This is a genomic window from Bradyrhizobium sp. SZCCHNRI3052, assembly GCF_032484895.1.
Classification (GTDB): domain Bacteria; phylum Pseudomonadota; class Alphaproteobacteria; order Rhizobiales; family Xanthobacteraceae; genus Bradyrhizobium.
This window is the reverse complement of sequence record NZ_JAUETW010000004.1, coordinates 142,221-162,154: the sequence shown is the minus strand read 5'-3', so window position 1 is coordinate 162,154 and position 19,934 is coordinate 142,221. Positions and strand designations below refer to the sequence as shown.

Genomic DNA, 19,934 nt, shown 5'->3' with positions numbered 1-19,934 from the left:
AATCGCTGCTCGCTCGAATTGCAGCGCTCTGTAGGATTCGGACTTACAGCGAGCGCTGGATGGTCTCCACGCGATAACACTCGATGACGTCGCCGACACGCATGTCGCCGTAGCTCTCGAAGGCCATGCCGCATTCCTGGCCGGCCTGCACTTCCTTCACTTCGTCCTTGAAGCGCTTCAGGGTCGACAGCTTGCCCTCGTGAACCACGACGTTGTCGCGGATCAGGCGGACATTGGCGCCGCGTTCGACAGTGCCGTCGGTGACGCGGCAGCCGGCGACCTTGCCGACCTTGGAGATGTTGAACACCTCCAGGATCTGCGCATTGCCGAGCATGGTTTCCCGAAGCGTGGGGGCCAGGAGGCCGCTCATCGCCTTCTTCACGTCATCCACGAGGTCGTAGATGATGTTGTAGTAGCGGATCTCGATGCCGTTGCGCTTGGCGAGTGCGGCCGCTTCCTTGTTGGCTCGCACCGAGAAGCCGATGATCGCGGCGTTGAAGCCTTCGGCCAGCGTGACGTCGGACTCGCTGATGCCGCCGACGCCGGCATGCAGGATGCGGGCGGCGACCTCCTCGGTGCCGAGCTTCTCCAGCGAGCCGAGAATGGCTTCCAGCGAGCCCTGCACGTCGGCCTTGATGATCAGCGGGAATTCCTTGCGGCCCACAGTCTTCAATTGCGACATCATCTGTTCGAGCGAACCGCGCATGCCGGAGATCGAGGCTGCCGCGTTCTCGCGCTTCTGATGCGCGCGGTAGCTGGTGACCTGGCGGGCACGGGCTTCGTTCTCGACGACGGCGAGGCGATCGCCAGCTTCCGGCGGACCGTTGAAGCCGAGCACCTCGACCGGCACCGACGGGCCTGCCTCCTGCAGCGTCTCGCCCTGGTCCGAGATCAGCGCGCGGACGCGGCCCATCTCGGCGCCGGCGACGATGATATCGCCGACCCGCAAGGTGCCGCGCTGAACCAGCACGGTGGCGACCGGGCCGCGGCCGCGATCGAGCTTGGCTTCGATCACGGTGCCTTCGGCCGGGCGATCCGAATTGGTCTTGAGGTCGAGGATGTCGGCCTGCAACGCGATCATCTCGAGCAGACGATCGAGATTGGTCTTGTTCTTGGCGGACACCTCGACGTCGACGACCTCGCCGCCCAGCGATTCGACCTGCACCTCGTGCTGGAGCAGCTCGGTGCGGACGCGCTCGGGACGGGCGTCGGGCTTGTCGATCTTGTTGATCGCCACGATCATCGGCACCTTCGCCGCCTTGGCGTGATTGATCGCCTCGATCGTCTGCGGCATGACGCCGTCATCGGCCGCGACCACCAGCACGACGATGTCGGTGACCTTGGCTCCGCGGGCGCGCATCGCGGTGAACGCGGCGTGGCCGGGCGTGTCGATGAAGGTGATCTTCTTGCCGGAATCCGGCGCGGTCACCTGATAGGCGCCGATGTGCTGGGTGATGCCGCCGGCTTCACCCGAGACCACATTGGCGTGGCGCAGCGCGTCGAGCAGCGAGGTCTTGCCGTGGTCGACGTGGCCCATGACGGTGACGACCGGCGAGCGCGGCTCGGTGTCGGTCGAATCGTCGACGACGTCGAACAGGCCCTCCTCCACGTCCGAGGCGGCGACGCGCTTGACGGTGTGGCCGAGTTCTTCCGCGATCAGCTGCGCGGTGTCGGCATCGATCACGTCGGTGATCTTGTGCATCGCGCCCTGGCGCATCAGCAGACGGATCACGTCGACCGCGCGCTCCGACATGCGGTTCGCCAGCTCCTGGATGGTGATGGCTTCCGGAATCGTCACCTCGCGGACGAGCTTCTCCTTCTGCTCGTTGGCGGCATGGCCCTTCAGGCGCTGCGTGCGGCGGCGGAACGACGCGATCGAGCGCTCGCGCACATCGTCGGCCGTGAGCGCCGTGACCACCGTCAGGCGGCCGCGCTGCTTCTGCGGGCCCGGCTTGTGCGTGGTCTTCGGCGGCGGCGCGGGACGTGCGGCTCCGCCGGGACCCCTGCGGATCTGGCGCGGACCCTCATCCTCGTCCGGACCGGCGGCAACCGCCGCCGGCGCGCGGCCGAGCGGACCGCCGGCGGCAGGACGGGCGCCGGCCGGGCGTGCGCCCGCCGGCTGAGCGCCACCGGGCCGCGAGCTCGGACCACCAATCTGCTGCGGCCGGCTGCCCGGTGCGCCGACGGGCCTGCCGGGGGCGGGCGTCGAGCGGGCCGGTGCGGCTGCGGCGGGCTGGGGCGCGGATGTCGCCGGACGGGGCGCCTCGCCTTCACCGAACCGCTTCTTGGCTTCGAGCTCGGCCTTGCGCTTGGCTTCCTCTTCGTGACGGTGCCGCTCTTCCTCGGCCTTGCGGCGCGCCTCGGCAGCCTCGCGCTCGGCGCGTTCGGCGGCTTCGCGCTCGGCGCGGCGGCGGGCTTCCTCTTCGGCCTGGCGGCGTTCCTCGATGTCGCGCACGCGGGCATCAGCCAGCGCGCTGGCGCGCGCCGAGCGCTCGTCCTCGGTCAGGGTGCGGAGCACGACGCCGGACCCGCCGCGCTGCGACGAGCCGGATGGGCGCGGTCCGGATGAGCGCGGCGTTGGCGGGGGCGGCGGCGCCTTGGCGACGGTCGGCTCCGGTGCATGCGGAGCATCGGGCCCCCCATCGCCGACGCGGCGCTTGCCGCGCTTCTCGACCACCACCTGCTTGCTCCGGCCATGTGGGAAGCTCTGGCGTACCGTGCCGGTCTCAACGCGCGGCTTCAGCGTCAAGGTCTTGCTCGGGACACTCAGTTTCTTGTCGCCCGGAGTGTTGTTGTCGGCCATTCAGTCGTCCTAATCTCGTTACCAGCGTGCGGGCTACCGCACCGTCTCATTCGTGCAATCGTCGCGATGTCTTCGTAGCTATGGCTTCAAAGTGCTATGTCTTCGAAGTCGAAGCAGATTTCGTGGCCGCGGTTCCGGCAATCTTGTCAGCGTCGGCCGACCGGTATCGGACCAGTGTCTGGCTGCGCGACAGGAATGTCCTGCTCGCCGGGCCTGCGAGCACGGCAGCATGTATCACATTTGAGCGCCCAAGTGCCAAATCCAATTCTGCCGAAGTGAGACAGCAGATGATCGGAATTGTCGGGGCTTGGTCCTGACCCCCGTCGTTCGGCCGCACCAGCGCGTCGAGCTTGCGGATCCCGTCGGCTGCGCCGTCCGCGGCATGGACGAGGGCTGCCAATGTCGGCCGTGATGGCCGCTGCGACAGCGCCGCTTCCACCTTGGAGAAACCGGAAACGACCTGACCGGCCTTGGCGGCAATCCCCAGCGCTTCGATCGCGCTGCGGGCCAGCAAGGCTTCCAGGTCTTCGGCAAGGGTTGGCGGGACGCGGACGTTGGTCTTGAAGCCCCGGCTGAAATGGTGACGCCGCACCGCCTCCGCAACCGCCTGGCGCGAGGCGGTGATCCACAAGCCCCGTCCGGGCAGCTTGCGCTTGATGTCGGGCACGACCTCGCCCGACGGGCCGACGACGAAGCGGATCAGCTCGCCGATCGGCCGCACTTCGCGGCTGACCGCGCACATGCGCATGGTCGCGGACTTCTCGGTCCGCGGTCCATTGTCGAGCTCGGGGTCGGCCAAAGCGAGCATGCGGTGATGCGGCTCCTCATCTCAAGCGAGCTGGGTCAGGGTGGGGGTCATCGTGGTGTCCATGGGGCGAGCCAAGCGGGTCAGGCGGGCTGTCCTTCGGTCGTTTCGTCCTCATTCTCGGGTTCGGCTTCGGCCTTGGCGAGGTCAGCCTCACTGACCCAGCCGGCCTTGACGCGGGCCTGCATGACCATGGCCTCGGCATCGTCGCGGGCGATATCGAGACCGTCGAGAATGCCGGGGAATTTGGTGGCTTCGCCACCCTCCTTGCGCTCGGTCCAGCCGACCAGATCGTCGGTCGCGCAGCCCGCGAGGTCCTCGACCGTCTTGATGTCGTTCTCGCCGAACTTGACCAGCATCTTGGTGGTGACGCCGGGCACGTCCTTCACCGCGTCCTCGACGCCGAGCTCCTTGCGCCTGGCCTCGAGCTCGGCTTCCTGCTGCTCGAGGAATTCGCGGGCGCGGGTCTGCAGCTCGGTCGCGGTCTCCTCGTCGAAGCCTTCGATGCCGGCGAGATCCTTGAGGTCGACCAAGGCGAGCTCCTCGACCGAGGTGAAGCCTTCGGACGCCAGCAGCTGGCCGACGACCTCGTCGACGTTCAGCGATTCCATGAACACGCGGGTGGAATTCTCGAAGTCGGCCTGGCGGCGCTCGGATTCCTCCTGCTCGGTCAGGATGTCGATGTCCCAGCCGGTCAGCTGCGAGGCGAGGCGGACGTTCTGGCCGCGGCGGCCGATCGCCAGCGAGAGCTGGTTGTTGGTGTCGGGCACCACGACCTCGATGCGCTCGCGGTCCTCGTCGATGACGACCTTGGCGACTTCGGCCGGCGCCAGCGCGTTGACCACGAAGGTCGCGATGTCGGGCGACCACGGAATGATGTCGATCTTCTCGCCCTGCAGCTCGTTCACCACCGCCTGCACGCGCGAGCCGCGCATGCCGACGCAGGCGCCGACAGGGTCGACCGAGGAGTCGCGGGAGACAACGCCGATCTTGGCGCGCGAGCCGGGGTCGCGAGCGACCGCCTTGATCTCGACGATGCCGTCATAAATCTCCGGCACCTCCTGCGCGAACAGCTTGGCCATGAACTGCGGATGGGTGCGCGACAGGAAGATCTGCGGGCCGCGGGTCTCGCGGCGGACGTCGAAGACGTACGCGCGGACGCGGTCGCCGTTGCGGAACACCTCGCGCGGCAGCATCTCGTCGCGGCGGATGATCGCCTCGCCGCGGCCGAGGTCGAGGATCACGCTGCCATATTCGACGCGCTTGACGACGCCATTGACGATGTCGCCGATGCGGTCCTTGAACTCCTGGTACTGCCGGTCGCGCTCGGCCTCGCGCACCTTCTGCACGATGACCTGCTTGGCCGACTGCGCGGCGATGCGGCCATATTCCAGCGGTGGCAGGGTGTCGGCGATGGTGTCGCCGATCTGCGCGCCCGGGTTGGCGCGGCGCGCATCATCCAGCGAGATCTGGTTCGAGGGGTTCTCGACCTTCTCGACCACCAGCATGTGGCGCGACAGCCGCAGCTCACCCTTCTTCGGATCGATCTCGGCATGAACGTCGGTCTCGCTGCCGTAGCGGGCGCGGGCGGCCTTGGCGATCGCGTCTTCCATCGCCGCGATCACGATGCCGCGGTCGATCGACTTCTCGCGCGCGACGGCGTCGGCGATCTGCAGCAGTTCCAACCGGTTGGCGCTGACGGCCATGGCTCAAATCTCCTCTAATCAGGATCGATCTCGCCTCTGCGCGCGCGATCGGCGGCGAGGCGATGTTTCTTGGTATTGGTCGGCAGCGGCTTCTTGGCCGGCTTGTCGTCTTTTGCTTTCGGCTTCGGCTTGGGCTTCGCCTGGGCCGCCGGCTTGGCGTGCGGCGCCAGCGGTGGGACGATTCCAAGCTCGCGCTTCTTCTCGCGCTCGGCCGCCTTGCCGCGGCGCATGGATTCGGCGATTAGCTCGTCGGTCAGCACCATCTTGGCGTCGCCGATGTCGGCCATCGGCAGCACGACATCCGGCTCCTGGTCCTTGGCCACGTCATCGCGGGTGATGCGCACGCCGTCGCCTTCGACGCCGGCGATGATGCCGCGGAAGCGTTTGCGGTTCTGATGCGCCACCGCCATCTCGATCTTGACGAGATGACCGATGTGACGTTCGAAATCGGAGCGGCGGACCAGCGGCCGGTCGATGCCCGGCGAGGAGATCTCGAGGCGGTAGGCGCGGTCGATCGGATCGGCGATGTCCAGCACCGGCGACAGCGCCCGCGACACCGCCTCGCAATCCTCGATCTGCATCGTGCCGTCGGGACGCTCGGCCATCACCTGGACCGTGCAACCACCTTCGCCCGAAATGCGGATCCGCACCAGGCGGTACCCCATTCCCTGCAGCACCGGGTCGGCCACCGCCGCCACGCGCGCCGCGACGCCCGGCTCGACGACGAGACGGGGCTCGGTCAGGAGGTCGGTGTCAGCGGTTGCGAACGTAGGTTCCGTCATCGAGGCGTCGATCGCGTGTCTTGCTTGGTTGGGCCGTCGGGCCTGTTCGATCGCGCTCACCGGACCGATCCCGCCCGTGGCGGAGCGATCCAGGTAACAAAAAAGAGCGGGTCCGGAAGGGCCCACCCTCACTACGCGATCGTATATGAGATGATGTTTGATGGCGCTCATATAGCCGCTTTGCCGCCTGACGGCAAGGGTCGTGTCGCCTCAAACGGCGCCTGGAACTGGGAATTTGCTCCGCGCCCGGACTGCGGATCGGATCGTTTTCCCTGACCGGGAACGGCCGAATGCCGCAGGGTCTAACCCTTCATTCACCAAGATCGCTTAAAAATGAGCTGAGTTCGTGCTTTTCGCCCCCGTCGTCGTGCCGCACGGAGTGGAGCGCACGGAAACGTGGCGTGTTGCGTATCGAGTAGACGTCCATGACCCCGGCAACCGCGCTGATCCCCGGCCTCGGCGGGATCGTCAGGCAGGGCAATGCTGAACGCGGCCTCGAGGCCACGCGCCGCATCGCCGACCTGTTCTTCGAGGATGCGACGAAGCTGCGTCCCGAGCATATCAATCTGTTCGACGGTCTCCTGATCGATCTGGTCCCGTTCGCGGATCTGCCGACGCGGATCGATCTGGCGGAGCGGTTGTCGCGGCTCCTCAAGGCGCCCCGTGCCGTCGTCAGCCGGCTGGCGCGCGACGACGAGGTTGCGGTGGCGGGTCCGCTGTTGCGCCGTTCGCTCGTGCTCGACGATCCCGTGCTCATCGCTATTGCGCGCGACAAGAGCCAGGGTCATTTGCTCGCGATGGCAGAGCGGACGTGCCTATCGGCCGATACGACCGATGTGCTGGTGCGCCGAGGTGATCGCGACGTGGTGCGGCGGACCGCTGCCAATGACGGCGCAGCATTTTCCCCGCGCGGCTATGCCGCGCTGATCCACCGCGCGAGTTCAGACGGCGTGCTGACGCTCACGGTCGGCCGGCGCGCAGATGTTTCCGACGATCATCTGAAACAACTGCTGGCCGGCTCGCTCGATGTCATCAGGCGGCGGCTGTTCGATGTCGTGCCGCCGGACAAGCAGGCGAGGATCAGGCAGGCTCTCGCCGAACTCGCCGATGCGGAGCGTACAGCGCATAGCACGCGCGATTTCGTGCCGGCGCAGCGGACCATCCTGTCGCTGTATGAAGCCGGTGCCTTGGACCAGTCGGCGTTGTTCGGCTTCGCATCCGAGCACAAATACGAGGAGGTCATCGCGGCGCTCGCCGCAATGACGGGATTGAAGATCGCGACGCTCGACCGGCTGGTGTCGGGCGATCGTCACGATCCGCTGCTGATCCTGGGGCGCATGATCGGGCTCGATTGGCGCACCGTGCACGCACTGATCCTGCTGCGCCTCGGACCGAAACGCGTGCCGGCGCCGCGCGATATCGATGCGATCAGGGTCAACTACGCGCGCCTGCTGCCATCGACCGCCGAACGCGTCGTCGCGTTCTGGAAGACACGACACTGAGTGACCTCGCCGGCGCAGCGGTCAGCGCCGGCTGAAGATCAGATAGTTGGCGACGCGGCCTTCGCGCGTGGCCTTCCGCCCGTAGCGCGTCATGGTGTAGCCCAGCCAGGGCAGACGCCAGTCGTCGGCGCGCTCGGCCGTCCAGGCGAACTCCGGCGAACGCAGCAGATGCCACAGCGTCCAGGCGCAATAGTCGGCGATGTCGCTGACGAAGCGGAACTCGCCGCCGGGCTTCAGGACGCGCGCCATCGCTGCGATCGTCGCATCCTGCACGAAACGCCGCTTCCAGTGCCGCCGCTTCGGCCAGGGATCGGGATGGATCAGGTCGATGCGCTGCAGCGACTGCGGCGGCAGCCAGGCCAACAGCTCGGCGGCGTCGCCCGCCACCAGCCTGATATTGCCGATGTTGTCGGCCTCGATGGCCGACAGGATCTTGGCCATGCCGTTGACATAGGGCTCGCAGCCGATGAAGCCGGTGGTCGGAAACGCCTTCGCTTCGGCGGCAAGATGCTCGCCGCCGCCAAACCCGATCTCCAGCCGCAGCGCGTCGACCGGCGGATCGTACAGCGTGGGCAGCACGGCTTCCGCGGGCGCGGCGAGATCGAGCGCGAGGTGCGGCAGCAGGTTGTCGACCAGGCCGGCCTGATGCGCCCGCAGCTTGTGGCCCTTGCGCCGGCCGAAGAACGAGCCCTGGCCGTGCAGGGCCTCGGTGCCGGTGTGATCGTCGTCGACGGGCATGTTGATCGCGGGGCTCATCGCAGGGTTTGATAGAGACGGTAGAGCAGCCTTGTCCGCGGCTCGATCGAGGAAATGTACATCTGCTCGTAATGCGTATGCGCGCCCTTGCCATCGACGCCGAGCCCATCGAGCGTCGCCGTGAACGGTGCGGTGAAATTGCCGTCGGAACCGCCCCCGGTATAGGTGTCGACCAGCTCGAAGCCGATCTCGTCGGCCAGGGATTTCGCATGCTCGAACAGGGCGGCGCCGGCGTTGCCCTTGACGTAAGGCGGCCGGTTCACCTCGCCGCTCACTTCGACCGTGACGCCATCGCTGCGCGAGGTCAGCCCCAGGATCTTGGGCAGGATCTCCGCGGCATCGGCAGGCGTCGGCAGCCGTGCATCGACCTCGGCATAAGCTTCCTCAGCGATCACGTTGGGACGGGTGCCGCCGCGCACGACGCCGACATTCACGGTGATGCCGCGGGCGGGGTCGTTGAGCGCTTCGAGCGCATGGATGACGTTGGCGAGTTCGCGGATCGCACTGCGTCCATCCTGTGGACGCGCGCCGGCGTGCGCGGGCACGCCGCGGATTGCCACGTCGAACCGCGCCACGCCCTTGCGTCCGGTCACGATCTTGCCGCCGTCGCGCGCCGGCTCGGTGACGAGGACGTATTTGGCCTTGCGGCCTTCCTCCTCGATCAGCGCGCGCGAGGTCGGGCTGCCGATCTCTTCATCCGAGACGAACAAATGAGTAATGCCGAGGGGCGATTTTTGACCCTCTGCGCAGAGCTGACGAAAGGCGTGAAAGGCGAGATACGCGCCGCCCTTCATGTCGTAGATCCCCGGACCGTACGCAACGTCGCCGTCGACTGAGAACGGCAGCCGCGCGATGAACCCGATCGGATGCACCGTGTCGAGATGGCTCAGGACCAGGATGCCCGGCTCGTCCTGTCCCCACGCCGACCGTGCGACGAGGTGGTCGCCGCAGCCGTCGCGTCCGGCGATCCGTTCGATCGTGGCATCGAGCCCGCGATAGCCATCCGCGACAAGGGAAGCCAGCTTGTTGACCTGATCAGGCGCCTCGGTCGGGGTCTCGAGCTCGACCCATTGGCGGATGCCTTCGAGAATTGTGCGACTATCGAACGGGCTGCTGCTGGTGGTCATGAGCTTTGTAAATCGTTCTCGATGGTTACGAAGTGGTAGCAGGCGGTGGACGCGCTTGGCGCGTCGCTGGGCGGGTTGGCGGCTGGGATGCCGGAGTTCCAGGCCACATGTGCATAAAAAGATTTAGAGCGCGATAGCCTTTCCCGAAGGGGAGCCATCGCGCTCTATTGGTCGTGATCCAACCTGTCTATCGGCTCATTCGTCCGGCGGAACGCAGCGTGCCCAGCGCGTCGTCCGCAAACGTGCCCCGCTGATGGCCCCCCGAGGGCGCTGACATTCCTATGAGAGTGATCACGATAGGAATGTCAGCGCCGGCGCATCAGCTAGCCTTCTTCCGGAGCTTCGCGATCAGCGATCTGCTCGACCAGGTCGACGATGCTGCGACGAAGCTTCGAATCGTGGATCCGCGTGAATGCGCGGGTCAACGCCAGTCCTTCGGAGGTTGCCAGGAAATCAGACACATAGGCGGGCGAAGCGCCTTCGCCGAAAGCTTCACCGTTGGTCCCGCCACTCGGGACCCCTTCGAACAGGAAGGAGACCGGGACCTGCAGAACCTCCGAGATCTGCTGAATCCGGCTGGCGCCGACTCGATTGGTGCCTTTTTCGTACTTCTGTATCTGCTGGAACGTGAGTCCGAGAGCCTCACCGAGTTTTTCCTGGCTCATGCCCAACATGATACGGCGCATCCGCACCCGGCTGCCGACATGCTTGTCAACAGGGTTGGGCGCTTTCGTCGACATCTCTCAACTCCTTAGAATGGGCCTCGGAACGAGGCGGTCGCAGTATGCCTCAGGCGCTCACACCGTCAATTTATGTTCGCATGTCGTACTAACGAAGACGGCCGAGCAACGAACTGGACGGCTCATGCTGCCGCGCGAGAATGCGAATTGCAGCAGCTATCTGTCAACACTTGGGGTTTTGCTTGTCAAAAAAAATCTTACGGACCCGGAAAGAATCGAGATCTTGCGGGTGTCAGGGAAGCTTTTGAGCAACACGTCTGCGAACGACGGTGCTCAGGGCGATCACTAACAGGATCGCAACCGGAATGTCGCCGAGCCTTGCATAGGCTGTCGGCTGCAACGCAACAGGCAGCGCGGAATCCAGCACGCCCTCTGCGCCGAGAGGCAATTGCTTAACGATACGGCCGACGGGATCGATCACTGCGGAGATGCCGGTGTTCGCAGATCGAACTAATGGAAGTCCTTGCTCGATCGCGCGCCACTGCGCTTGCTGCAGATGCTGATGAGGCCCAGTCGAAATGCCGAACCAGCCATCGTTCGTCAAGTTGACGATCCAGCCCGGTCGTTCTTCGGTCGGCACGCTGTCACTCGGAAAGATCGCCTCGTAGCAGATCAAGGGAAGAACACGCGGAGCGTGTGGCACGTCCAGGTTGCGTCGCGCCGTGCCGGGGATGAAGCCGCCCTGCACCCGCGTGAGTTGCTCGAGCCCGATCCGCTCCAGCAGATTCTGGAACGGCAGGAACTCGCCGAACGGGACCAGATGGAGCTTGTCGTAGACCGACAGCACGGTGCCGTCGTGATCGATCACGTAGATCGAATTGTAGGCCCGGGTGATGGGGGTGTTGCGAGGCGCGTCGGGGGCGCGGACCGAACCGGTGATCAGCACCGTGCCCGGCGACAGCAGGTCGGCGATCTGGCCCATCGCGTCCGCCTCGCGGGTCAGGAAGAACGGGAACGCCGATTCCGGCCAGATCAGGACGTTGGTGTCCCGGACGCCGGTGGCGTTCGGGCCGGAGGCGCGGTCCGACAGCGCCAGATAGCGGCGCATGACATCGGCCTTGGCGCCATAGTTGAACTTGACGTCCTGCTGCAGGTTCGGCTGCATGATCCGCAGCTTGAGGTCGGCGACGAAGGCTGTCGGATGCAGGCCGATCCGGATGACGCCGAACACGCCCATCATCACGAGCAGGGCGGCGGCCGCGGCCGGCGCCCGCCAGCGCTCACGCCATGTCTTGCCGTCGATCAGCACCGCGGGGCTGGCAAAGATCGCGATCGCCAGGAACGTCATGCCCCAGATCCCGATCAGCGAGGCCGTCTGCGCCAGCGCGAGCGGCTGCGACAGGGCATAGCCGAACGTGTCCCAGGGAAAGCCAGTCAGCGCGTGGCCGCGCAGCCATTCGCTCGCGGTCAGGCAGACGGCGAGCGCCAGGATGCGGGTTGCATCACGCGTCCAGATCAACCGGGCCAGGGCGAAGCCTAGGGCCGGAAACAGCGCGAGATAGGCCGGCAGGCCCAGCACGGCGAACGGCATCAGCCAGGCGAAGGTGTCGGCATCGACCAGGAACGCGTTGCCGATCCAGTAAAGGCCGGGGACGAAATAGCCCATGCCGAAGCAGAAGCCGGTGAAGGCGGCAGCCGGGATGCCGCGCCGCCGTCCCGCCGCGGCGCCATCGATCAGCCAGACCAGAACCGGGAAGGTGATCGCAAGCACCGGCCAGGCGTTGAACGGGGCCATCGCGAGCGAGGAGAGCGCGCCGGCGGCGAGCGCGATCGCCGCACGCTTCCAGCCCCAGGCCAGGACAACGCCAATGGCGAGGCCGCGAATCGTCGATGGGCGGATCACTGTGAGCTGGCTCCATCGCCCCGTGGCGGGCTGCTATCGTCGTGGACCGGCGCAGGGCCGGCCTCTGTCGGCGGCGGCTCGGCCGGGACGTCCGTGTCGGCCGGGGTCGCTTCCGGCGCAACGTCTCGACGCCGGCTTTCGCGCTGCGGGCGGGGAGTCGGGCGTTCCTTGCGCGGCGCGATGCGCAGGCGCTTGACCCGGCGCGGATCGGCATCGAGCACCTCGACCTCGAAATTGCCGGGGCCGGAGATCAGCTCGCCGCGCACCGGCAGCCGGCCGACATGGTTGACGAGATAGCCGCCGAGCGTCTCCACCCCTTCGCCCGCCTCTCCCGTCACGAACTCCTCGCCGATCACCCGGCGTACGTCGTCGAGGCTGGCGCGGGCGTCCGCGATGAAGGCGTTGTCGGCCTGCCGCACGATCGCCGGCGGCTCGTCGCTGTCGTGCTCGTCGTCGATCTCGCCGACGATCTGCTCGACGATGTCCTCGATGGAGACCAGCCCGTCGGTGCCGCCATATTCGTCGACGACCAGCGCCAGATGGATGCGCGAGGCCTGCATCTGCGCCAGCAGGTCGATCGCGCGCATCGACGGCGGCACGTAGAGCAGCTTGCGGATGATGTTGGCCTCGAACAGCGGCATCGACAGATCGACGGCCTTGAGATCGAGGCCGGCGGGCAGCGGCTTCTTGCGCCGCGCCTTCACCTCGTCGGAGACCCGGGCCTGCGCCGTGGTGAAGGCAAGCAGGTCGCGGATGTGCACCATGCCTTCGGGGTCGTCGAGCGTGTCGTTGTAGACGACGAGGCGCGAATGCGACGCGCTCTCGAACAGGCTCATCAGTTCGCCGAGCGTGATGTCGCGCCGGACGGCGACGATGTCTGCACGATGCACCATCACGTCGGCGATGCGCCGCTCGTGCAAATCGAGGATGTTGCGCAGGAGCGTGCGCTCGACCGCGGAGAAGCCGATGTCATCGGGCGTCGAGGCATCGAGCACGACCTGCAGGTCGTCGCGAACCGAGCCGCCGCCTTTCCAGCCAAACAGGTTGCGCAGCGCGCGAAACAGCCAGTTCTCGCCCGGCGAGCGGCCGAGCTCGGCCGGCGGCACCACGGCCGGCAGATTGCGCGTCTGGCGCGGATTGTCGTGGATGGGCTCGGAATCGGCCATGGTCAGTTCATCCGTTCCCGATCGGCATAGGGATCGGGGATGCCGAGATGGGCCAGGATCTCGGTCTCCAGCGCCTCCATCTCCTCGGCCTCGTCATCGGTCTCGTGATCGTAGCCGATCAGATGCAGGAAGCCGTGCACGGCGAGATGGCTGAGATGATGCTCGAACGGCTTCTGTTCGTCGTCGGCCTCGCGCCGCATCGTCTCATAGGCGATGGCGATGTCGCCGAGCATGCGCGGGGCATCATCCTCGCCGCGCGGTCCGGTCGGCTGCAGCGCCGGAAACGATAGCACGTTGGTGGGCTTGTCGATGCCGCGCCAATTGCTGTTCAGGGTGCGGATGCCCTGGTCGTCCGTCAGCATGACGGCGATCTCGGCGTCGCCGACATCGGCATCGACCATCTCGGCCGCGGCGAGAATGGCGCGTTGTATGACGTCCTCGGCGTCAGGCTGGTCCTGCCAGCAATCGGCTGCGACGATCACCTCGGTCGTTGGAATGGGACTTTGTGGCATCCTGGTCGATATCTGTGCGGATGGCGCTGGAACGACGCGACCATCGGCGTGCTTGCTCTCGCGTCAGCGGGCTTTCGGCCCCTCATAGGCGGCGACGATGCGCGCCACCAATTCGTGGCGGATGACATCCTCGCCGGTGAACCGGACCTGCGCGATCCCCTCGACACCGTCGAGCAGGCGCGCGGCTTCGGCGAGTCCGGAGGTCTGGCCGTTCGGCAAATCGACCTGCGAGGGATCGCCGGTGATGATCATGCGGCTGTTCTCGCCGAGACGCGTGAGGAACATCTTCATCTGCATCGATGTGGTGTTCTGCGCCTCGTCGAGGATGATCGCGGCGTTGGTCAAGGTGCGCCCGCGCATGAAGGCGAGCGGCGCGATCTCGATCTCGCCGGCCTGCAGCGCGCGCTCGACGATGCGCGCATCCATCAGATCGTACAGCGCGTCGTAGATTGGGCGCAGATAGGGATCGACCTTCTCGCGGAGGTCACCAGGCAGGAAGCCGAGCCGCTCGCCGGCTTCGACCGCCGGGCGTGAGAGGATGATGCGGTCGACTTCCTTCCGCTCGAACAGCTGCGCCGCATGCGCGACCGCAAGCCAGGTCTTGCCGGTGCCGGCCGGGCCGATGCCGAACACGAGCTCGTGCCGCTTCAGCGCGCGGATGTAGGAATCCTGCGCGGCGGTGCGGGCGCGCACCGGGCGCTTGCGCAGGTTGATGCTCTCGAACGCGTTCTTGGCGTTCTTGGCGTCGAACTCGAACAGCGAGCCCTGCGCCACCACGGCGCGGATCGCGCCCTCGACGTCGCCCTGCGCCAGATCGTGGCCCTTCACGGCCTGCGCATAGAGCGATTCGAGCACGCGCCGCGCGGCATCGCAGCCGTCGCGTGTTCCGCCGATGGTGATGTGGTTGCCGCGGGAATCGACGACGACGCCGAGCCGTCGTTCGACCAGGGCCAGATTCTGGCCGTAAGGCCCGACCAGGGCGGAGGCGGCACGGTTGTCGTCGAAATCGATGACGACCTGGGTCTCGGGGGGCATGGACATGTCGCGGTCGTACTTGCGGCTGGGAGCGAGGGAAGACGGATCCGATGCGCTCTTGGGCAAGTGCTCAGCCTCCGATGGACACGAGGGGCGTGGGGGAGATCACTGCCGGCGCCGCCGTGACGAGCTCGCCGAGCAGGCTGTAGCGTTCGAGACTGTCGATCCGCACCGGCAGAACCTGGCCGATGATGTCGTCGGACGCCATGACGTGGGCCGGCTGCAGATACGCGGTCCGTCCGACCAGTTGCCCGGGCTTGCGCGCTGGCCGCTCGAACAACACGTCGACGACCTGGCCGATCGCGGCCTTGTTGAAGGCTGCTTGCTGGCTGTCGATCAAGCTCTGGAGGCGCTCCAATCGCTCGTCCATCTCGGTCGCTGACACCATCTCCGGCATGTCCGCTGCCGGAGTTCCCGGGCGCGGCGAATACTTGAACGAATACGCCGCAGCGTAGCCGATTTGGTCGATCAGGGCGAGGGTGGCGCGAAAATCTTCCTCGGTCTCGCCCGGGAACCCGACGATGAAATCCGAAGAGAATGCAATGTCGTGACGGGCGGCGCGAAAACGGTCGACGACTTTGCGATAGTCAGTCGCCGTGTGTTTGCGGTTCATGGCGTTCAGGATGCGGTCAGATCCCGACTGAACCGGCAGATGCACGAACGGCATCACCGCTTCGAGATCGCGATGCGCCGCGATCAGGCTGTCGTCGACGTCGTTGGGATGGCTGGTCGAGTAGCGGATCCGCGCCACGCCCGGAATCTCGGCGATCCCATGGAGCAGCCGCCCCAGCGTCCAGGGCCGGCCGTCAGGGCCTTCGCCGTGATAGGCGTTGACGTTCTGGCCGATCAGGGTGATCTCGCGAACGCCATTGTCGACGAGCTGCGTCACGTCGTCGACGATGCGTGTCACCGCACGCGACATCTCGCTGCCGCGCGTATACGGCACCACGCAGAAGGTGCAGAACTTGTCGCAGCCTTCCTGCACGGTCACGAAGGCCGAGACGCCGCGGGCGCGGATCGCCTCGCGGCTGGGCTTCGCCAGGAAGCCGAACTTGTCCTGGGCCGGGAATTCGGTCTCGATCGCCCGCTCGCCGCGGCGGGCCTGGGCCAGGAGCTGCGGCAGATGGTGGTAGCTCTGCGGGCCGACCACGACGTCGACGGTGGGGGCGCGGGCGATGATCTCCTCGCCTTCCGCTTGCGCCACGCAGCCGGCCACCGCGATCTGCATCGTCCGGCCGGCCCGCGCGGCGTCCTCCTTCGCGACCCGCAGCCGCCCGAGCTCCGAATAGACCTTCTCGGAGGCCTTCTCGCGGATGTGGCAGGTGTTGAGGATCACGAGATCGGCGTCACCGGCCTCGGCGGTCTCGACGAAGCCCTCAGGCCCCAGCGTGTCCACCATGCGCTGGGCATCGTAGACGTTCATCTGGCAGCCATAGGACTTGATGTGCAGCTTGCGCGGCGGCGTCATGAACCCTTGCATGCAGTCGGAGGCGCGCCCAATTCGGCGCCGCGCTCAGATATAGGCTAGGGGGCCGAAAATCCAGCGATCGCGGGCTTTTTCTCGGCCAGCCGGCTCAGAATCGCCGGCAACTGCCGCATGTCGTCGAAAACCACGGTGGCGCCGGCCGCGCGCAGGTCGTCGGCGTGCCCGGGCCGGCAGTGGCTGCCGCCGTGAAACCCGAGCACTGTCATGCCGGCGGCGACACCGCCCCGGATACCGGCCGTGCTGTCCTCGACCACCACGCAGGCCGCGGGACGCGCCTTCATCTGCGCTGCCGCGAACAGGAACAGATCGGGCGCGGGCTTGCCGTTCTCGACTTGGGAGGATGAGAAGATGTGCGGGGCGAGGCGATCGTAGAGCTGGGTGGCGCCAAGGCTGACGCGCATGCGCTGATGCGAGCCGGAGGAGGCGACGCACACCGGCACGTCGATGGTGTCGAGCGTCTCCGCGATCCCGTCGATGGCCGCGAGGTCCTGCTCGAAGGCGCGGAACAGGCGATCCTGCAGTTTCGGGTTGAAATCGTCGGGCAGGGAACGGCCGAGCTCGGCCTCGACCTCGAGCTTCGCCTGTTTCAGGGAGCGGCCCAGGAACCGCGCGAACACCTGCTCGGTCGTGATCGGATAGCCGCACAGGCTGAGCACGTCGGCGTGCGTCTGACAGGAGATCACCTCGCTGTCGACCAGCACGCCATCGCAATCGAAAATGACGAGATCGAGGTTCGAAGCCGTCGCCGCGTCAGCCATTCGTCTCTTCGTCGAGCGGCACGCAATACAGCTCCAGCCGGTGATCGACCAGCTTGTAGCCGAGCTTGCGGGCGATCTCGGCCTGCAGCTTCTCGATCTCCTCGGAGGTGAACTCGATCACCTTGCCGTCGCGCAGATTGATCAGATGATCATGATGGCTGTCGCGCATCTGCTCGTAGCGGGCGCGACCCTCGCGGAAATCATGGCGTTCGATGATGCCGGCATCCTCGAACAGCTTCACGGTGCGATAGACCGTGGAGATCGAGATCTTGTCGTCGACGGCGACGCAGCGCCGGTACAACTCCTCGACGTCGGGATGGTCGCAGGCTTCCGCGAGCACGCGGGCAATGACCCGGCGCTGCTCGGTCATGCGCATGCCGGTGGCGGCACAGCGGGCCTCGATTCCGGTGGAATTGAGCGCTGGCGTGGTTTTCAAGGAGGTCATCGTGTCTCGCCTCAAGGATGCGCTTTCTGCCACCAAGCGCAGGTTACGACAAGTCCCGGCGCATCAGAAGCGCATTCAACTGTTCCCCGCCGGGCTGAAGGTAATAGCGTTCCCGACGGCCCACGGTCGCAAATCCGGCGCGTTCATAGAGTCGGCGGGCCGGCTGGTTGTTTTCCTCCACTTCGAGAAAGACCGTCCGGACCCCGCGCCCCGCGAGGTGCCCGAGATGCTGCAGCAACAGATCACGAGAAAATCCGCGGCCGCGCTGATTTGGGTCAAGTGCAACTGACAATATTTCCGCTTCGTCCGCGCCGATTCGCGAGACGATGAAGCCGATGAGCTTCCGCCCGAGCCGCAGCCGATGGATCATGGTGTTGCGCTCGGCCAGCATCGCCTCGAACTCGCCTTCGCCCCAGCCGCGGTGAAACGAGGCGGCGTGGATCTGGGCGAGCCTGGCGGCGTCGCGCGGCGCGGCCGCTTCGATCAACGGTTTGGGGCTGCCGAGCCAGCGGAAGAACATGTTCATGACGAGACGGCCGTCTGCGCCGGTTGACGCGCCGCCCCGGCGGGCGGCTTGACGTCGGGCGCGCGCAGATAGAACGGTCGCGCCGGCGCGTGCGCCGGGTCGGCGGCCGCGCCAAGCCAGGCGACCCAGCCGATGTCGGGTCCGTCTTGCGAGTCGACCGCAACTGGCGCGGCGGCTTCCTTGGGCCACCGCTCGGCCAGCAGCGCCGCGGCGTTGCCGACGAGGTGCGGGGCGCCGAGCCGCGCGGCCGGCAGGACGTCGTCTGTCGCAGCGACCTGGGGCGCGACCAGTTCCTCGCCGCTGCCGCTCACGACTTGGTAGTAGACATGGTCGTGCCGGGCATCGATCGCCGAGATCACCGGGTTGGCGCGGTCCTCGCTGACGATCGGCGCCGCGTAGGCGGACAGCGTGGTCACGCCGACGACCGGCTTGTGCGCCGCCAAGGCAATGCCGCGCGCGGCGGAGAGGCCGACGCGCAGCCCGGTGAAACTACCAGGACCCGTCGTCACCGCGATGCGGTCGAGCTCGTGGAAGCCGACGCCCGACTGGCGCATCACGCGCGCGATCAGCGGCATCAGCGCCTCGGCGTGGCCGCGCTTCATCGGCAGCGTTTCCTCGGCGCGCATCGCGGCCGAATCAGTGTCCAGAACGGCAGCCGCGCAATGGTCGAGGGCAGTATCGATGGCGAGGATCAACATCCGGTCAGATTCACATTGAAAGGAGCGCCGAATACCTTTTTGGGGCTTTGATAAAGTCGGTTGCCGCTTTCTTACATCCTGATCGGGAAAAACGCATCACGGCGCACGACCGCAAACTACTGAATTGGCGCTCATTCAAGCAAATCTTTCCGGGCTGTTGGATTGATCGTCCGGTTCGACGCTCAGGCCGCCGCGCCATCCCGGTGGCAAAGGCGATGCCCGGCGCGATGAGGCCGGGTCGAGGCGATCAATCGCTCGCAAGCCGGTGCTCGGGTTCGGCACCGACGGCATGGGGATCACCGCCTCATCCGGGCCAGCCTCAAACGCCCAATTCCGCTCGGTCAGTTCGAGCGCCAGAGGGGGGCGACGAGCAGGTCCGGCGAAAGTGCCGATTGGCGCGAGTCTGGGCGGCGTCGGCGAAGCCGGTCGGCGCGCCGAGCGCGGTGACCAGCGAGATACCGTCGAGCATGCGGCGGGGGCGGCCGTGGCCGCCACCCTCGGCGGCGCAGCGTGAGCGGAGGCAAATGCTGATTGGCGCGCAGATCTGTTCGCCAACCCCATTCGCCATTGCCTTCCTACATCGGCCGGACTTCAACCACCTCGGGCACGAAGTGCTTCAGCAGGTTCTGGATGCCGTGCTGCAGGGTCGCAGTCGATGACGGGCAGCCCGAGCAGGCGCCCTTCATGTTGAGATAGACGATGCCGTCCTTGAAGCCGCGGAAGGTGATGTCGCCGCCGTCATTGGCTACGGCCGGGCGGACGCGGCTCTCGATCAGGTCCTTGATCATGCCGACCGTCTCGGTGTCGGCCTCGTCGTAGAACTCGTCGTCCTCGTCGGCGGATTCGTCATTGGCGGCGCTGCCGTCGGCGAGCAGCGGCGCGCCCGACATGTAGTGCTCCATGATCGCGCCGAGGATCGCCGGCTTGAGGTGCTGCCACTCACCGTCGCTCTTGGTGACGGTGATGAAATCGGCGCCGTAGAACACGCCGCTGACGCCGTCGACGGCGAACAGGCGCTCGGCCAGCGGGGAGCGCGCGGCGGCGTCGCGGCTGCCGAACTCCATCGTGCCCGCGGGCAACACGACGCGGCCCGGGATGAACTTCAAGGTGGCGGGATTGGGGGTGGCTTCGGTCTGGATGAACATGGTTTTCTCCGGCAGCGCCGGTTCAAGGCCGGCCTGTGGTGTCCTCATAGCAGATGGCGCGAACGCGCGCACGATCAAGGGGGCACGGCCGGCGTTTCC

The 19,934-nt window shown here is 66.6% G+C and carries 18 protein-coding genes; 1 reads left to right on the top strand and 17 read right to left on the bottom strand.

Annotated features, from left to right (window positions below; all coding sequences use genetic code 11):
* Positions 1-43 precede the first annotated feature (43 nt).
* From infB to rimP, 4 genes are all read right to left on the bottom strand, one after another.
* A complete protein-coding gene (infB, locus tag QW887_RS14345) occupies positions 44-2,803 on the bottom strand; it encodes a translation initiation factor IF-2 (protein WP_315751780.1) in 2,760 nt (919 codons plus the stop codon).
* A gap of 94 nt (positions 2,804-2,897) precedes the next feature.
* A complete protein-coding gene (locus QW887_RS14340; RefSeq protein WP_316194645.1) occupies positions 2,898-3,611 on the bottom strand; it encodes an RNA-binding protein in 714 nt (237 codons plus the stop codon).
* Between the two features lie 80 nt (positions 3,612-3,691).
* Positions 3,692-5,314, bottom strand: a complete 1,623-nt coding sequence (nusA, locus tag QW887_RS14335; RefSeq protein ID WP_316194644.1) for a transcription termination factor NusA — start codon at positions 5,312-5,314, stop codon at positions 3,692-3,694.
* A gap of 14 nt (positions 5,315-5,328) precedes the next feature.
* Positions 5,329-6,096 (bottom strand): ribosome maturation factor RimP, encoded by a 768-nt coding sequence (rimP, locus tag QW887_RS14330; RefSeq protein ID WP_315716927.1) that lies wholly within the window; start codon positions 6,094-6,096, stop codon positions 5,329-5,331.
* Positions 6,097-6,521: 425 nt separating this feature from the next.
* On the opposite strand from rimP, the gene QW887_RS14325 reads away from it, so the two are divergent.
* Positions 6,522-7,598, top strand: coding sequence for a DUF2336 domain-containing protein (locus tag QW887_RS14325; protein ID WP_315716928.1), 1,077 nt, complete (start codon positions 6,522-6,524; stop codon positions 7,596-7,598).
* Positions 7,599-7,619: 21 nt separating this feature from the next.
* Here QW887_RS14325 and QW887_RS14320 read toward each other — a convergent pair whose 3' ends face one another.
* The 13 genes from QW887_RS14320 to QW887_RS14260 all read right to left on the bottom strand — a co-directional run bounded on the left by QW887_RS14320 (position 7,620) and on the right by QW887_RS14260 (position 19,835).
* Positions 7,620-8,354 (bottom strand): tRNA (guanine(46)-N(7))-methyltransferase TrmB, encoded by a 735-nt coding sequence (locus tag QW887_RS14320; RefSeq protein WP_315716929.1) that lies wholly within the window; start codon positions 8,352-8,354, stop codon positions 7,620-7,622.
* Positions 8,351-9,481, bottom strand: a complete 1,131-nt coding sequence (locus tag QW887_RS14315; RefSeq protein WP_316173539.1) for a M20 family metallopeptidase — start codon at positions 9,479-9,481, stop codon at positions 8,351-8,353. The genes QW887_RS14320 and QW887_RS14315 overlap by 4 nt, the downstream gene beginning before the upstream one ends.
* A gap of 323 nt (positions 9,482-9,804) precedes the next feature.
* A complete protein-coding gene (locus tag QW887_RS14310) occupies positions 9,805-10,221 on the bottom strand; it encodes a helix-turn-helix domain-containing protein (RefSeq protein WP_006615449.1) in 417 nt (138 codons plus the stop codon).
* A gap of 232 nt (positions 10,222-10,453) precedes the next feature.
* A complete protein-coding gene (lnt, locus tag QW887_RS14305; RefSeq protein WP_316191496.1) occupies positions 10,454-12,064 on the bottom strand; it encodes an apolipoprotein N-acyltransferase in 1,611 nt (536 codons plus the stop codon).
* Positions 12,061-13,230, bottom strand: a complete 1,170-nt coding sequence (locus QW887_RS14300; RefSeq protein ID WP_316173542.1) for a hemolysin family protein — start codon at positions 13,228-13,230, stop codon at positions 12,061-12,063. Before QW887_RS14300 ends, lnt begins: the two co-directional genes overlap by 4 nt.
* 2 nt (positions 13,231-13,232) lie before the next feature.
* On the bottom strand, positions 13,233-13,742 hold the full coding sequence (gene ybeY / locus QW887_RS14295; protein ID WP_315825647.1) for an rRNA maturation RNase YbeY: 510 nt from the start codon (positions 13,740-13,742) through the stop codon (positions 13,233-13,235).
* A 63-nt stretch (positions 13,743-13,805) separates the two neighbouring features.
* A complete protein-coding gene (locus tag QW887_RS14290) occupies positions 13,806-14,783 on the bottom strand; it encodes a PhoH family protein (protein ID WP_315716934.1) in 978 nt (325 codons plus the stop codon).
* 64 nt (positions 14,784-14,847) lie between these two features.
* Positions 14,848-16,245: a tRNA (N6-isopentenyl adenosine(37)-C2)-methylthiotransferase MiaB gene (miaB, locus tag QW887_RS14285; RefSeq protein ID WP_315751787.1), complete on the bottom strand. Its 1,398-nt coding sequence runs from the start codon at positions 16,243-16,245 to the stop codon at positions 14,848-14,850.
* 56 nt (positions 16,246-16,301) lie between these two features.
* A complete protein-coding gene (locus QW887_RS14280) occupies positions 16,302-17,021 on the bottom strand; it encodes an HAD family hydrolase (protein WP_316194643.1) in 720 nt (239 codons plus the stop codon).
* Positions 17,014-17,466, bottom strand: coding sequence for a Fur family transcriptional regulator (locus tag QW887_RS14275; protein WP_315716937.1), 453 nt, complete (start codon positions 17,464-17,466; stop codon positions 17,014-17,016). Before QW887_RS14275 ends, QW887_RS14280 begins: the two co-directional genes overlap by 8 nt.
* A 43-nt stretch (positions 17,467-17,509) precedes the next feature.
* Positions 17,510-17,992, bottom strand: coding sequence for a ribosomal protein S18-alanine N-acetyltransferase (gene rimI / locus QW887_RS14270; protein ID WP_316166350.1), 483 nt, complete (start codon positions 17,990-17,992; stop codon positions 17,510-17,512).
* Positions 17,989-18,690: a tRNA (adenosine(37)-N6)-threonylcarbamoyltransferase complex dimerization subunit type 1 TsaB gene (tsaB, locus tag QW887_RS14265; RefSeq protein ID WP_316166349.1), complete on the bottom strand. Its 702-nt coding sequence runs from the start codon at positions 18,688-18,690 to the stop codon at positions 17,989-17,991. The genes rimI and tsaB overlap by 4 nt, the downstream gene beginning before the upstream one ends.
* Positions 18,691-19,265: 575 nt before the next feature.
* Positions 19,266-19,835, bottom strand: a complete 570-nt coding sequence (locus tag QW887_RS14260) for a NifU family protein (RefSeq protein ID WP_315716940.1) — start codon at positions 19,833-19,835, stop codon at positions 19,266-19,268.
* Between the last annotated feature and the right edge of the window lie 99 nt (positions 19,836-19,934).